The sequence below is a fragment of the Amphibacillus xylanus NBRC 15112 genome, assembly GCF_000307165.1.
Lineage (GTDB): Bacteria > Bacillota > Bacilli > Bacillales > Amphibacillaceae > Amphibacillus > Amphibacillus xylanus.
The window spans coordinates 2,132,746-2,146,624 of record NC_018704.1 but is presented as its reverse complement, the minus strand read 5'-3'; the positions used below and the strand labels follow the sequence as shown (position 1 = coordinate 2,146,624).

Annotated in this window: 15 protein-coding genes; all 15 read left to right on the top strand. The window is 36.8% G+C overall.

Features of this window, described 5'->3' with window-relative positions; all coding sequences use genetic code 11:
* Nucleotides 1-225: 225 nt before the first annotated feature.
* The 15 genes from spoIID to pssE all read left to right on the top strand — a co-directional run bounded on the left by spoIID (nt 226) and on the right by pssE (nt 13,811).
* Nucleotides 226-1,302, top strand: a complete 1,077-nt coding sequence (gene spoIID, locus AXY_RS10350; RefSeq protein WP_331708983.1) for a stage II sporulation protein D — start codon at nt 226-228, stop codon at nt 1,300-1,302.
* A gap of 85 nt (nt 1,303-1,387) precedes the next feature.
* Nucleotides 1,388-2,158 (top strand): M23 family metallopeptidase, encoded by a 771-nt coding sequence (locus tag AXY_RS10345; protein WP_015010762.1) that lies wholly within the window; start codon nt 1,388-1,390, stop codon nt 2,156-2,158.
* Nucleotides 2,159-2,341: 183 nt separating this feature from the next.
* On the top strand, nt 2,342-3,340 hold the full coding sequence (locus AXY_RS10340; protein WP_015010761.1) for an AimR family lysis-lysogeny pheromone receptor: 999 nt from the start codon (nt 2,342-2,344) through the stop codon (nt 3,338-3,340).
* A gap of 40 nt (nt 3,341-3,380) precedes the next feature.
* Nucleotides 3,381-3,599, top strand: a complete 219-nt coding sequence (locus tag AXY_RS10335; protein WP_015010760.1) for a hypothetical protein — start codon at nt 3,381-3,383, stop codon at nt 3,597-3,599.
* Nucleotides 3,600-3,813: 214 nt separating this feature from the next.
* Nucleotides 3,814-4,074, top strand: coding sequence for a sporulation transcriptional regulator SpoIIID (gene spoIIID / locus AXY_RS10330; RefSeq protein WP_015010759.1), 261 nt, complete (start codon nt 3,814-3,816; stop codon nt 4,072-4,074).
* Between the two features lie 211 nt (nt 4,075-4,285).
* Entirely contained in the window at nt 4,286-5,287 is a 1,002-nt protein-coding gene (gene mreB / locus AXY_RS10325; protein ID WP_015010758.1) for a rod shape-determining protein, read from the top strand.
* Between the two features lie 113 nt (nt 5,288-5,400).
* Nucleotides 5,401-6,225 carry a flagellar hook-basal body protein gene (locus AXY_RS10320; RefSeq protein ID WP_015010757.1) on the top strand — a complete coding sequence of 275 codons (825 nt, stop codon included), beginning with the start codon at nt 5,401-5,403 and terminating at the stop codon, nt 6,223-6,225.
* Between the two features lie 13 nt (nt 6,226-6,238).
* A complete protein-coding gene (locus AXY_RS10315) occupies nt 6,239-7,072 on the top strand; it encodes a flagellar hook-basal body protein (RefSeq protein WP_015010756.1) in 834 nt (277 codons plus the stop codon).
* Nucleotides 7,073-7,084: 12 nt separating this feature from the next.
* The gene (locus AXY_RS10310) at nt 7,085-7,369 is read left to right on the top strand and encodes a DNA-directed RNA polymerase subunit beta (RefSeq protein WP_015010755.1); all 285 of its coding nucleotides are present in this window, start codon (nt 7,085-7,087) and stop codon (nt 7,367-7,369) included.
* A gap of 136 nt (nt 7,370-7,505) precedes the next feature.
* A complete protein-coding gene (gene fabZ / locus AXY_RS10305) occupies nt 7,506-7,925 on the top strand; it encodes a 3-hydroxyacyl-ACP dehydratase FabZ (RefSeq protein WP_015010754.1) in 420 nt (139 codons plus the stop codon).
* 740 nt (nt 7,926-8,665) lie between these two features.
* Entirely contained in the window at nt 8,666-8,986 is a 321-nt protein-coding gene (locus tag AXY_RS10295; RefSeq protein WP_015010753.1) for a hypothetical protein, read from the top strand.
* Nucleotides 8,987-9,151: 165 nt separating this feature from the next.
* Nucleotides 9,152-10,579 (top strand): murein biosynthesis integral membrane protein MurJ, encoded by a 1,428-nt coding sequence (gene murJ / locus AXY_RS10290; RefSeq protein WP_015010752.1) that lies wholly within the window; start codon nt 9,152-9,154, stop codon nt 10,577-10,579.
* Nucleotides 10,580-10,585: 6 nt separating this feature from the next.
* Nucleotides 10,586-12,868 carry an O-antigen ligase family protein gene (locus tag AXY_RS12655; protein WP_015010751.1) on the top strand — a complete coding sequence of 761 codons (2,283 nt, stop codon included), beginning with the start codon at nt 10,586-10,588 and terminating at the stop codon, nt 12,866-12,868.
* On the top strand, nt 12,865-13,335 hold the full coding sequence (gene pssD / locus AXY_RS10280) for a PssD/Cps14F family polysaccharide biosynthesis glycosyltransferase (protein WP_015010750.1): 471 nt from the start codon (nt 12,865-12,867) through the stop codon (nt 13,333-13,335). The genes AXY_RS12655 and pssD overlap by 4 nt, the downstream gene beginning before the upstream one ends.
* Nucleotides 13,332-13,811, top strand: coding sequence for a PssE/Cps14G family polysaccharide biosynthesis glycosyltransferase (gene pssE, locus AXY_RS10275; RefSeq protein ID WP_015010749.1), 480 nt, complete (start codon nt 13,332-13,334; stop codon nt 13,809-13,811). The genes pssD and pssE overlap by 4 nt, the downstream gene beginning before the upstream one ends.
* The last annotated feature ends 68 nt before the right edge of the window (nt 13,812-13,879 follow it).

Below are 13,879 nucleotides of genomic sequence, written 5' to 3'. Positions count from 1 at the left end.
AGTCTTGATAAATTTCCAACCCCATAAAAAAGCAAATAAATCTCACCAGTAAAAGTTTTTGTTAATCAGACTCTAGCAAGTTCCTTCATATAATAGTCGTAAACAACCCCCCTACCAATTTAATTACAACAGTAACGTGACTTTATAAAAAAACTACTAAAATTTTGTTCATCCGTCATAGTTTTAAGCGTTTCTTCATAGTGTATACTGTTTACCATATTTAGATTGGAGGGCTTAACAATTCGAAACAATCTATCCAAACGTAATTCAGTCAACCCGATCTCCATTTTATTATTAGCAATAACTGTACTGGTATTGAGCCTACCAACTTTGATTATCTTGCTATTTTCAAAAGAGGAAGACACTCAACCACCAAATGACGTAACAGAACTAGTGGAAATTCTTAATGAAGAAAGTGAACTGACTGTTCATGTAGAACGATCTGTTACAAATGAAATTGAATCGATTCCAATTGAACAATACGTCGCCAGTGTTGTCGCCTCTGAGATGCCGGCAGAATTTGAGCTAGAAGCGTTAAAAGCTCAAGCCCTAGCAGCTAGAACTTACATTATTCAGTACCTATTAGCGACAGGATCACTTGACACAGATCAAGCCATTACAGATACTGTCCAGCACCAAGTTTACAAAAATCAATCAGAGCTGAAAGAACAATGGGGAGCCGACTACAATTGGAAAATGGAAAAGATCACGGGTGCAGTACTTGCAACCTCAGGCCAAATCCTAACCTATCAAGACGAGCCGATTACGCCAGCGTTTTTTTCAACGAGTAATGGCAAGACTGAAAATGCCGAAGATTATTGGGAAAATTCATTACCATACCTTGTGAGTGTTGAAAGCCCGTGGGATGTATCATCACCGCGATATTTAGACCAGAAAAGTATTCCAATCGATGAAGTAGAATCGTTACTTGGCATTCGCATTAATGCACCAGTAGAAAATCCGCCAACAACATACACAGATAGTGGCCGGGTAAAAACCGTACAATTGGGTGGAGAGTTTTTTACAGGTAGACAGATTCGTGAAGCATTAAAGTTACGTTCGACGGATTTTGAAATTGAGCAAAAGGATGACCATCTCATATTTACAACGAAAGGCTTCGGACACGGTGTAGGGATGAGTCAGTATGGTGCAAATGGTATGGCAGAGGAAGGGAAGACCTATCAAGAGATTGTAGAGCATTACTATCAAGGTGTAGAGATTGCGCAATTAGATGAAGCTAAATATCCTGAGCTTGCATTGAAATCAGTAGTGATGTCACAGTCAGAAACACCAAATAATTAATTTTTCTAGAAAAAAATTTAAAAATATCAAATTAAATGTATATAAATGCCTCTTTCTGATCACAATGGTTGCTGAGGTGATAATTATGAAAGAGGAAAAACGTGGGCTAAAATCTCACTGGAAACGAATTGTTAGGAAAAAAGGCTTTTTCCCGGCGCTTTATCTTGCTGTAGCAGCACTTCTATTAACAGGTGTGCTATGGTATCAAAATGCAAATCGAATTGCTGAGCCAGATATAAATCTTGATTTTAATTATCAGGACGATCTCTGGGGCGACAATGCACTTGACCGAGAAGAGCCATCAGAGCCTGTAACAACACCAGTAGAGAATATTAGTTTACCTGTTTTAGCTGAGAGTCGTACACAAATTGTCACGAAGTTTTATGATCATGATGCTGATCAAGAAGAGCAGGAACAAGCACTAGTATTTTACAACAATAAATACTATCAAAGCCAAGGGATTGATATTGCTGCAACTAGCGATGAACCATTACAAGTTGTAGCTGCCTTAAGCGGTGAGGTAGTAGAGGTGAAAGAAAATCCACTGCTTGGCTACATTGTTCAGTTAAAGCATGACCATGACGTGACGACGTACTACTCAAGTCTAACAGATGTCGTTGTTGAAGAAGGGCAAAAAGTTTCACAAGGTGAAGTGCTAGCACAAGCAGGAACGAATTTATTTAACAAAGATAAGGGTACACACGTCCACTTTGAAATTCGTAAAGATGGCAAACCGGTAAATCCAGAATCATATTTCGAAAAACCAGTTGCTGACTTAACAGTGGATGATGATCAAAAAGAGCCTAAAAACCCTGAGCCAGAGCTTGAATCTGGACTAACTAGAGCACAAACCTAATATGCCAAAAGCACAGTACTCGTAATGTAAGTACTGTGCTTTTTTGTCTAATTGACAAAAAACGCATAATTATGTCAAATTTGCATGAATTTATGTAAGTTATTTGCGCAAATCTATTGTAAAAAAATGAAAATATGTAATAATAGAGTTATTATTAGACTAGAGTGGAATGGAGGGGTATTAATGTCAATTAAACCAAGTCAAGTTAAGTTTAAAGACGCGCATCAATATTTGAGTTGGCTACAATTAAATAGCGATATTAATACGCATCCAGATAAGCTTAAAGCTTTTTTTGTTTCTACGAATGATCTATATTCCCAATGTATTGGATTAGAATTTTTATTAATGAATGGATTTTTGCCTGAGTTTGAACAATTACTAGAACGTAATCGTAATAGTCGTTCAAAAGTGAATAGAGAATGGGCATTTATTTATGATTTGTTTTTAATGAAACAAAAGCGAGTCCGCTCTAAAAGTCAGCTGCTTGAGTTGGTACAACATTTTAATACGGAGGACGCAGCGCTTCAATGTATCCAATTATTTTTAGAAATTGCACTATATTTTGATATCTTTGAATATGGCATTTTAGCCAATCGCTTAGAGGAGCTAATTAGAAAGCTATATGCAGTAACGGATCCTATTTTAAAACCGCTTTTTAAGCAAAGGATGAACATGGTTTTATTCCATCATTATTGGAAGCGTAATGAGATGGTCTTAGCTAGAAAATATGGCTTTGATGCATTAGTGAATACGACAAATATTCGCTACCTTGCCAATCTACACATTAATTTGAGTCTATCCTATATTTTTGAAGATTTTGAACTAGCGAATTATCACTTAGATGAAACAATTAGAATTGCAAAGGAAAATAATTTACCACGATTGATCACAAGTGTTGAAAATAATACTCGTCCATTTATCTATGCCCATTTTAACATACCGAATCAGCTAGATACACCGATTAAAAGCGAACAAGCTCACTTAGCACTTGCACGAGGAGATTTTAGTACAGCACAGCGTATTTTATCAGAAGTAACTGAAGATACACCATTCACCAAGTATTATATTGGTCGTGCTTTCCAAAATCGTCGCATTTTACTTCAATCGTACAATGAATTCTTAGAGCAACGTAGCGATCATTTTTTTGCACGTCTCCCATTAACAGCATTGCGTACACTGTAGCTTCAGTTAATTCATAAATGAATATTTGGAGGTGACAGGTATGTTGCGTAAAATAGCGAAAGTTATTGTTACACTCATGTTTGTTAGAATGTTGTCAGTCATGCAACTAGAACTTACACCTTCTGTCGAGGCTGCCAGTGTCAAAGCAAGTGATCCTGAACATGGGGAGATTTTCAGTGATCCGGAGCATGGAGAAATTTTCAGTGATCCGGAACATGGCGAAATCTTCAGCGATCCTGAGCACGGGGAGATTTTCTAGCTGATCGTGCACCCGAAAAGGCCGAACCTAATTTAATGGTTCGGCTTTTTATTATGCCAAAATTCAACCTACACGCATATTCAAAACATTTTGATAATAAAATGGTACAAACAACAAAGTAGGTCTGAGGATTTTCATAACTGAATCATTCATCATTTATTCGTGCTATCCAAACTCCCACACCTTGACCAGACAACAAGAGGAGGCAAATGATGTGCATGATTACATTAAAGAAAGAACACTTCGAACAGGACGATATATCATTGACACCCGTAAAACTGTTCGAACGATCGCAAAGGAATTCGGGGTGTCAAAAAGTACTGTTCACAAAGATTTAACAGAACGATTACCCGAATTAAATCCCACACTTGCCAAAGAAGTTAAACAAATTCTTGAATACCACAAATCAATTCGCCACTTAAGAGGTGGTGAAGCAACGAAACGAAAATACCAGAAATTATCGGCTGATAAGTAGCTTCCATGTTAGATCCTCTCTAAAACGAAAAATCCAAAAATGGACAAAATCTGAAGTAAAGATAAAAAGATCAACAAACTAATAAATGATTTTTGAATTTTGACATAATCTAATCAAAATAGTTTATCTTTACTTACCTATATATGCTATTATATACTATTAGATGTATGATTTATTTTCGGAAGTTATATACATAGGGAGGATCGTACTCATGTTTGCAAGAGATATTGGAATTGACCTAGGTACAGCGAATGTATTAATTCACGTAAAAGGAAAAGGAGTCGTATTAAACGAACCCTCTGTTGTCGCAATGGATCGATCAACTGGGCGCGTTTTAGAAGTTGGTGAAGAAGCCCGTCGAATGGTTGGTCGTACACCAGGAAATATCGAAGCGATTCGCCCATTAAAAGATGGTGTCATTGCTGACTTTGACGTGACTGAGGCGATGTTAAAGTACTTCATTAATAAAATTAAAGTAAGAGGCATGTTCTCAAAACCACGCATGCTTATTTGCTGCCCGACAAATATTACTAAAGTGGAACAAAAAGCGATTAAAGAAGCCGCAGAAAAATCAGGCGGAAAGAAAATTTATTTAGAAGAAGAACCAAAAGTAGCTGCTATCGGTGCTGGAATGGATATTTTCCAACCTAGCGGTAACATGGTCGTTGATATTGGTGGAGGAACTACAGATGTTGCAGTTCTCTCAATGGGAGACATCGTTACAGCTCAATCAATCAAAATGGCCGGTGACAAGTTCGATAATGAAATTTTAAACTATGTAAAACGCCACTATAAATTATTAATCGGTGAGCGTACATCTGAAGATATTAAAGTTCATGTTGCAACTGTATTCCCTAATTCACGCAACGAAGAAATTGATATCCGAGGTCGAGATATGGTAACAGGTCTACCTAGAACAATCACGATCGGATCAGCAGAAATTGAACAAGCACTACGTGAATCTGTAGGTATTATTGTTCAAGCAGCTAAGAATGTTCTAGAAAAAACACCACCAGAGTTATCAGCAGATATCATCGATCGAGGTGTTATTTTGACAGGTGGCGGTGCGCTAATTCACGGTATCGATCAATTACTGTCAGAAGAGCTTAAAGTTCCTGTATTCTTGGCAGAAGAGCCAATGCACTGCGTAGCCAAAGGGACAGGCCTCATGTTAGAGAATATTGATAAGATTGAAAGAAAATCAATCGTTTAATTTTTATAAAAAAATCTACAAAAATATCGAAAAAATCATTGAAATTGCCCTATATGATTGAAATTATGGTAATATAAAGGTAATGTTTTTCGCATTGGAAGGAGAGAGGTTACGTGTTACGAGGATTTTATACTGCAGCAAGCGGAATGCAAGCACAACAACGCCGACAAGAGGCTTTATCAAACAACTTAGCAAACGCACAAACGCCTGGATTCAAACAAGATCAAGCGGCGATTCGAGCATTTCCTGAATTGCTGATCAATCAGGTGGGGAAAAAGAATATTCCTACAACACGGCCGTTTTCCGTGCCTACTCAACAGCCCATTGGTTCGATAAATACAGGAGTCTATGTTCAAGAAACGATTTCCGACCACCAACAAGGCGGTCTACAGGAAACGGGAATGACAACAGACATGGCGTTAATCAATGTTGAACTACCAGATGAAACAGGCGGAATCTTTTTTGCTGTTCAAAATGCTGACGGTGAAGTTCGCTATACTCGAAATGGTAATTTCACAATTGATGGCGAAGGCTATTTAACAACGAACCAAGGCTACTATGTGCTTAATCAAGCGGGAGAACCGATTTTTACTGATGGACAAGTTTTCTCTGTTACAAGTGAAGGAGAACTTGAAGTTGGTGGAACGGTAATTCCTTTAAATATTGCCTACACTGAAAATGTTAATGATTTGATTAAAGATGATCATGATCTGTTTACGTTTACTGAAGGGACTGGAGAAGCCGTTGATGCTAGAGGTGTTGCTGGCTTAACATTCGCCGTCCAACAACGCTACTTAGAAAGTTCTAACGTTGACCTTGTTCAAACAATGACAGATATGATGCAAGCATTCAGATTATTCGAAGCAAACCAAAAGGTGCTTCAAGCTTATGATCAATCAATGGATATAGCCGTTAATCAAGTCGGACGACTAACATAAGGGGCGAATTAAGATGAGTCGAATGAATATTCAAGCTGCTGTTACAATGGGGCAACTTCAAAATAAAATTGATTTAATTAGTCATAACGTAGCAAATTTAAATACAAATGGTTACAAAGCGCGCTCGTCCAATTTTTCATCATTAATCTATCAAAATATTAATAATCTAAAAGATGTCGACGCGAACGCACCAGGAAGACACACACCACATGGTATCCGTTTAGGATCAGGTGCGCGTATTGGTCACACGAATATTAACCTAACAGCAGGTTCGTTAAATATCACAAACCGCGGTTTAGATGTTGCATTACTTCGTGACAATCATTTATTACAAATTCAAGTCACCGAAAATGGTAACACTGAAACACGCTACACACGTGACGGATCGCTATACCTACAGCCAGTTGATGGTGGGCAGGTTATGTTAACAACAAGCGACGGTCACCCGGTAATTGGACAATCCGGTGGTGCGATTATGTTTGATGAAAATATCGAAGACATTCGTATTAATGAAATCGGACAAATTGTCACAGTTCGTAATGGTGTAGAGGTTGTTGAGGATGGACTAGCAGTTGTTGAAGCGGTCCGACCACAATTTTTACAAGCAGCAGGCAAGAATTTATTCAGATTACCGAATTTAGAAGGTACACCTTATGTTGCTGCAGATATAGTTTCAACGGTCAATCAGTTTGACAATGAGATTCAAAGTGGAGCACTTGAACAATCAAACGTCGACCTTGCCACACAAATGGCCGAATTATTACAAACACAACGTGCTTATCAATACAATGCCAGAACAATCACGATGCACGATCAAATGCGCGGGTTGATTAATCAACTACGCTAAGGAGTTCTACCTATGCAAAGAGCCAATGTCATTACTCAAGAAAAACCAAATCAAGTGAAACAAAGAAGACGCGTCAATCGACACGAAGAGGAAAAACAAAAGCGAACGAAAGCACCGATTCGCCGGATTTTCCCAATTTGGCTTCGCCTGATTGTCATTTTCTTGCTAGCCGTATTCGCACTTATTATAGGTATGATCATCGGATACACAGTATTGGGTGATGGTACCGACGCTTTGGAAGTATTAAGTTTTGACTTCTGGAAAAGAGTGCTTGATATGATACGCGGAGTCGAATAACGGGACATAACGTTGGAATTATTTTTATAAAAAAATAAAGCAGTTTAATCCAGAACAGATTAACTGCTTTTTTACGGAAATAAAAAGACAGAATTTTCACCAAATAAATACCAGGTACTAAAGGAGCGTACTAATTATGTTAACTATAGAAGAAATCAAAGCGATCATCCCACATCGCTATCCATTTTTACTAGTCGACCAAATTCAAGAAGTGTCAGAAAACCGTGTTGTCGGTAAGAAAAACGTAACAATCAATGAACCATTTTTCCAAGGTCACTTCCCCGAATACCCTGTAATGCCAGGCGTATTAATCCTAGAGGCCTTAGCACAAACCGGAGCCGTCGCCATGCTAGGCAAAGAAGAAAACAAAGGAAAAATTGGATTCCTCGCTGGGATTGATAAAGCACGCTTTAGACAACAAGTCAGACCAGGCGATACACTTACATTAGAAGTTGAAATTACCCGACTCAAAGGCCCAATTGGAAAAGGAAAAGCAATCGCAACAGTCGACGGAAAAATCGCCTGCGAAGCAGAAATCATGTTTGCAATACAATAAATGAAAGAAATCCTTCACGAATACTGTGAAGGATTTTTTGTTGGCGACAATGCCTCGGAACTTGAGTGCATTTTCTCAAACTTGTGTGTATTTCTCGGAACTTGTGTGCATTTCTCGGAACTTGAGTGTATTTCTCGAAACTTGAGTGTATTTTCTCGAACTTGTGTGTATTTTTCGGAACTTGTGTGTATTTCTTTGAACTTGTGTGCATTTTTCGGAACTTGTGTGTATTTCCGCAAACTTGAGTGTATTCTCGCGAACTTGTGTGTATTTCTCGGAACTTGAGTGTATTTTCTCGAACTTGTGTGTATTTCTCGGAACTTGAGTGTATTTTCGCAAACTTGAGTGTATTTCTCGGAACTTGTGTGTATTTCTCGGAACTTGAGTGTATTTTCTCGAACTTGTGTGTATTTCTCGGAACTTGAGTGTATTTTCTCGAACTTGAGTGTATTTTCTCGGAACTTGAGTGTATTTTCTCGAACTTGTGTGTATTTCTCGGAACTTGAGTGTATTTTCTCGAACTTGTGTGCATTTCCGCGAACTTGAGTGCATTTTCAAAAACCTGACTACATTTCCCCCAAATTGACTGCTTACCCCCGCAACTTAACTCCATTTCCACCACTCAACTATATTCCTCAAACCCAAAATAACTTTCATACAAAAATCAAAAATCATCTTGTTTAGAATTGATTCACCGGGGCAAACTATGTCTGTATTTTATATGAAAAGAGGTGAACGAGATGTTAACGAAATTGTTAATTTCATTAATGACGATTGGTCTATTATCGGGTTGTATGCAGGACGAAGAACCTCCACAAGATGATCAACCTTTAGATGAAGAGATTCAAGAGGATATAGATAAGATTGAGGAAGAGACAGACGACATGTTAGATGAAGGTGATGTGGGACAAGACGATTCAGATCCTGCTACCGATGAAACAGATCCGGGAACTGACGACACAGACCAAGGAACTGAAGACACAGGTGGTGACCAGGCACCTGAGGAATCGGAAGATGGAAATACGGAAGATCAAGATAAGCCTAAAGATGAAGAAGAGTAATTTAGTTTATTAATTAGGTCAATCGACGTCAAAATAAATATCTACACAAAAAATCAGTGGAGAATCATTCAAGCATTCTCCACTGATGACTACTTTAATAACACTTGAATAAACTTCCACAAAAATCCCCATCCTATATAAAAAACACTAAAAGAAGGAATCCAATTGAATCCACGATTAGTAAAAAAATCATTTACATACATATTAATTATCATCTTAATTAAATTTGCTGCTGTAATAAAAGATGTCGTCATCGCCTATTATTTTGGTGATTCATATCAAGCCGATGCATTTTTAACAGCATTTGTTATCGTAAATATATTCATATTATTTTTCACAAATGGAATGAGAAATGTATTTATTCCTAATTACATGAAAGCAAAACTAAATAACAAGCAGCTTGAATTCACCAGATCGCTATTGACAGGTACATTGATACTAACAGTTTGCTTGGTAATCTTAATGCTTATTACATCACCAATATTCATTCGAATCTTATACCCAAATCAAGCACAATTAATTACAAAACTTACACAGATTCTATTTATTTCACTTATTGCAGTATCAATTAACGTCGTTATGGAGTCATACTTTGAAGCCAATCAACTGTATAGCTTATCAGCATTTTCACAATTCATTGTTTTACTTACAATGATTATTTTCACATATTTTTTTCAAGAAAAATTCAGCATCTATGCATTAGCTTATGGATATGGAATTGGTACGCTTGTCTCACTACTAATCAAACTATATCCAGCGCGAAAAATAGTCAGACCAGATTTTTCAACCGAAACCGTAAAAAAATTCTACCGTGCCTATATACCAATTGCAATTACAGTTATGGTTGGCCAAATTAACTTAGCAACTGACCAGTTTTTTGCTAACAGATTTGGTGAGGGGATCGTGACCTATTTAAGCTATGCAAAAAATTTAGTCCATTTACCACAAGGGCTAATTGCAACAGCACTAGCAACAATCACACTCCCAGTCATTTCACAAAGCAGTGCAACGAAACAGACACAAAAATTCATTAATACAATCCGACAAGGTCAGTTATTCATGATCGCTCTATTAGTCCCAGCTATTGTAGGCTTGGCTATACTAATGCCAGAAATAATCGCCTTCTTATACGAACGAGGTGCCTTCACAAATGATGCCACCCGCCAAACGGCTGTCATCGCGTATTACTATTTAGGATCAGTACTCTTTTATAGCCTAAATCAAATGCTTGCAAATGGAATATACGCCATTCATAAAGGTCATCTAATAATGCGATTAGGCCTAATCTCGATCGCGCTGAACATCATCTTAAACCAACTACTGACGATAAACATCGGTCACATTGGAATCCCACTAGCATCATCAATTGTTGGCATCATATACTTTTTGCTAACATATCGTATATTTGTCAAACATATAGGAACACTAATGAATAATAATTTTCTAATTTCTTTAGGAAAAATTCTCGTATCAAGTCTTGTGATGGGAATCGTTTTGATGCTCGTTTTGAATCTGCATCTACTGATCAAAATTGCTATAGGAATAATCATTTACTTCACGAGTAATGGTGTGCTAAAAACAAAGATTAGGTGAAGCCTTATGCAAAATAAATATAAAAATAGTGATATCATTTGGATCACGTTTCTATTATTACAACCATTTATCGATATGATCGCACTCTATTCAAATCGCCTTCCTTCTTTAATTAGAGGAGGCTTTTTGTTGTTCGCGATCATTTATTTATTCAGTCAAAAAAAAGCACGTCTATACATCCTGCTAATCTGTCTTTATGGATGCATACATCTTGCGGTCTTAGTTTTGCAAAAGGCCCCTCTCTCATTAAGTAGTGAAATATCTTATTTCATTAAAACAATCTACTTACCAATCGTATTTTTGTATGCGAAAAATAAGTTCCGCACAACCAATTATGTAAACATGATTTTAATCAATCAAGTCGTTATAAATCTCGTTATGATTATAGCTGGTCTTACACAAACAGGAAAAAGAACTTACGACATGCTCGCAAAGCAAGGACACACAGGATGGTTCTTTTCAGGAAACGAATTAAGCGTAATCTTACTGATGGGACTAGCAATGATATTATTGAAACTCATCACAACAAAAAACAATAAACATACCTTCTGGCTATTCGCTCTACTGCTTGTTCATATTTCTAATATGCTAACTGTCGGAACAAAAGTTAGTCTATTTAGCATCTTCATATTAGTTTCGATCACAACCTTACTAACATTTATCAAACCTGCAAATTTAAAATTAAGTGCAGCATTACTAACGCTATTTTTGATCATCTATTTTGTCTATCCATATACACCTGCTGGTCATAATACACAACGACTTGTAAATGAACCGTCAACGTCTGAAGACATTAATCAAGATCCGGATCAGGTATTTGATCAAATGTTAAGTGGTAGGCGTGACTTTTTAATGACTAATATTAAACAATATCAAACTGCTCCATTAACAATGAAGGCATTTGGCCTTGGCTATGGTGGATTGTATAAAGAACAACCCAAATTAGTTGAGATGGATGTTTTTGATTGGTTTATCGGTTTTGGTTTTCTCGGAATGATGTTGCTTTGTTATCCGTTTATTGTTCTGATCGTCAATATTATTCCAAACTTACATTGGCGCTATTGTAAAGCAAGTACGATCCTGCTGTTAGCAATCTTTTTATCAGCAGGTAGTGCGTTTATTGCAGGTCATGTCTTATCAGCACCAGCTGTAAGCATATACCTCACTTTATTATTAGTCATATTTAATCAGCGCTATCAAGATGAAAAGAAATTACTGATTATTACTACGATGTATCCGACGAACAAAACACCGTCATTCGGAATTTTTATTAAAAATCACGTTGAAAAAATTAAAAACTACCCAATCAAAGTAGATATCTTAGCTATCAAAAATCATAAAATGGACAAGTTAAATGTGATCGTTAAATATACCGTATGGCTGATTAGATTTTGTTTGATACTACTCTTTAAAGCAGAAAGCTATCAGGTCGTTCATGCGCATTATGTTTTTCCAAGTGGCTTATTAGGTCAAGTCATTAAGCGCATTTATGGGACTCGTCTAATCGTTACCGCACATGGTGGTGACATCGATAAAATGCCAAAAAAACACCGACTTATCGCCGTAAGCATAAAAAGAATTCTAACAAATGCAGACCATATTGTGGTCGTAGGTGAAAAATTAAAACAAGTATTAAATAAAAAATATAAAATTGCACATAATAAACTCACCGTCCTCAATATGGGTGTTAATCGGTCTGTCTTTAAACCAGGTTCAAAAACTCATGCTAGAAAAAAACTTAATCTCCCGCAAGACAAAATAATTGTTTTATTTGTCGGCAACTTAATCAAAGCGAAGGGGTTAGAAGAATTAGTCAAAGCATGCGAGTCTTTAACAGATCAGCATCATCTTGAATGTCATTTAATTGGTGCAAACAAGGAGCCGATTTTTTTTGAACAGTTACTTAAATCGACCAAGATGAAGATCCATCATCATAAAGCAACTGTTCAAACACAAATTGCAACATGGCTACAAGCAGCGGATATCTTCGTATTACCATCACATATGGAGGGATTTGGTTTAGCGGCTTTAGAAGCTATGGCAACACATACACCTGTTGTTGGTACAGATGTTGGAGGATTAGCCTATCTGCTTGCAGATGAAGCGGGATTAATTGTACCACCACATCAACCGCAAGCCCTAGGCGATGCGATTAATAAACTAATTCAAGATCAAGCACTTAGAGAAAGATTAATCAAAAACGGAGAAGAGAAAGCAAATCAATATGATCAAGATAAAGTGATTGCAAAACTGATACAACTATATGGCTACAAGGAGTTAGTAAAATGAAACAAAAGAAAATCCTTTTAATTGCTTCAATTGGTGGACATCTCACTCAATTATTGCAATTGGAGTCACTATTCAAAAACTACAAATATCATATTGTAACAGAACGCTCTGTTATCGCTAAGGAACTGCAAAAGCAATATCCTATCTCAACGTTATTACATGGTGGACGTAATTATCCGATCCGTTACGTCTTTAAATTTATTTATAACATCTGTAAGACAATTGTTATATTTTTAATTAATCGCCCAGATGTCGTCATTACAACAGGTGCACATACAGCTGTACCTATGTGCTATGTTGCAAAGCTTTTCCGTAGAAAAGTAATCTTTATTGAAAGCTATGCTAAATCATCAAGTCCAACATTGTCAGGTCGTCTTGTTTATCCAATTTCAGATTTATTTATCGTACAGTGGGAATCAATGAAAGAAATTTATCCAAAAGCAGTATACGGGGGGTGCGTCTATTGATATTTGTCGTACTTGGTACTCATGAACTCTCATTTAAACGGTTGTTAATTGAAGTTGAATCACTAATTAAAAACAAAACAATTACTGATAAAGTAATTGTCCAAGCAGGTCATACACGCTATGATTCACCATTAATGGAAATCCATAGTTTTGTTTCGTATCAACAAATGGATAAATGGTTTGAAGAAGCGGACTATGTCATTTCTCACGCAGGAACAGGATCGGTTCTGGGTGGACTAAAAAAGGGTAAGACGGTCATAGCAGTTCCAAGACTGAAAAAATATCATGAACATAATGATGACCATCAACTGCAACTGCTAGATATGTTAGGTAGCAAAGGACACATTATTCCATGTCATGATCTAAAGAACTTAAAAAAAGCAGTTGAAGCTGTTCAACTGTTTAAGCCGAAACCATTTGTTTCAGGTAGAGAAAAAATCTGTTCACTATTAGAAACGTATATTGAACAAGCATAGTAACTGCTTTTTAATGATAATTACACACATTTTCCATGATATATTTATCGAAATATGATATAGTTATT

Excerpts from the sequence above, each read along its gene's own strand:
- AXY_RS10345 (WP_015010762.1), top strand. The coding sequence starts at position 1,388 with ATGAAAGAGGAAAAACGTGGGCTAAAATCTCACTGGAAACGAATTGTT.
- AXY_RS10340 (WP_015010761.1), top strand. The coding sequence starts at position 2,342 with ATGTCAATTAAACCAAGTCAAGTTAAGTTTAAAGACGCGCATCAATAT.
- AXY_RS10335 (WP_015010760.1), top strand. The coding sequence starts at position 3,381 with ATGTTGCGTAAAATAGCGAAAGTTATTGTTACACTCATGTTTGTTAGA.
- mreB (WP_015010758.1), top strand. The coding sequence starts at position 4,286 with ATGTTTGCAAGAGATATTGGAATTGACCTAGGTACAGCGAATGTATTA.
- AXY_RS10315 (WP_015010756.1), top strand. The coding sequence starts at position 6,239 with ATGAGTCGAATGAATATTCAAGCTGCTGTTACAATGGGGCAACTTCAA.
- AXY_RS10310 (WP_015010755.1), top strand. The coding sequence starts at position 7,085 with ATGCAAAGAGCCAATGTCATTACTCAAGAAAAACCAAATCAAGTGAAA.
- fabZ (WP_015010754.1), top strand. The coding sequence starts at position 7,506 with ATGTTAACTATAGAAGAAATCAAAGCGATCATCCCACATCGCTATCCA.
- AXY_RS10295 (WP_015010753.1), top strand. The coding sequence starts at position 8,666 with ATGTTAACGAAATTGTTAATTTCATTAATGACGATTGGTCTATTATCG.
- AXY_RS12655 (WP_015010751.1), top strand. The coding sequence starts at position 10,586 with ATGCAAAATAAATATAAAAATAGTGATATCATTTGGATCACGTTTCTA.
- pssD (WP_015010750.1), top strand. The coding sequence starts at position 12,865 with ATGAAACAAAAGAAAATCCTTTTAATTGCTTCAATTGGTGGACATCTC.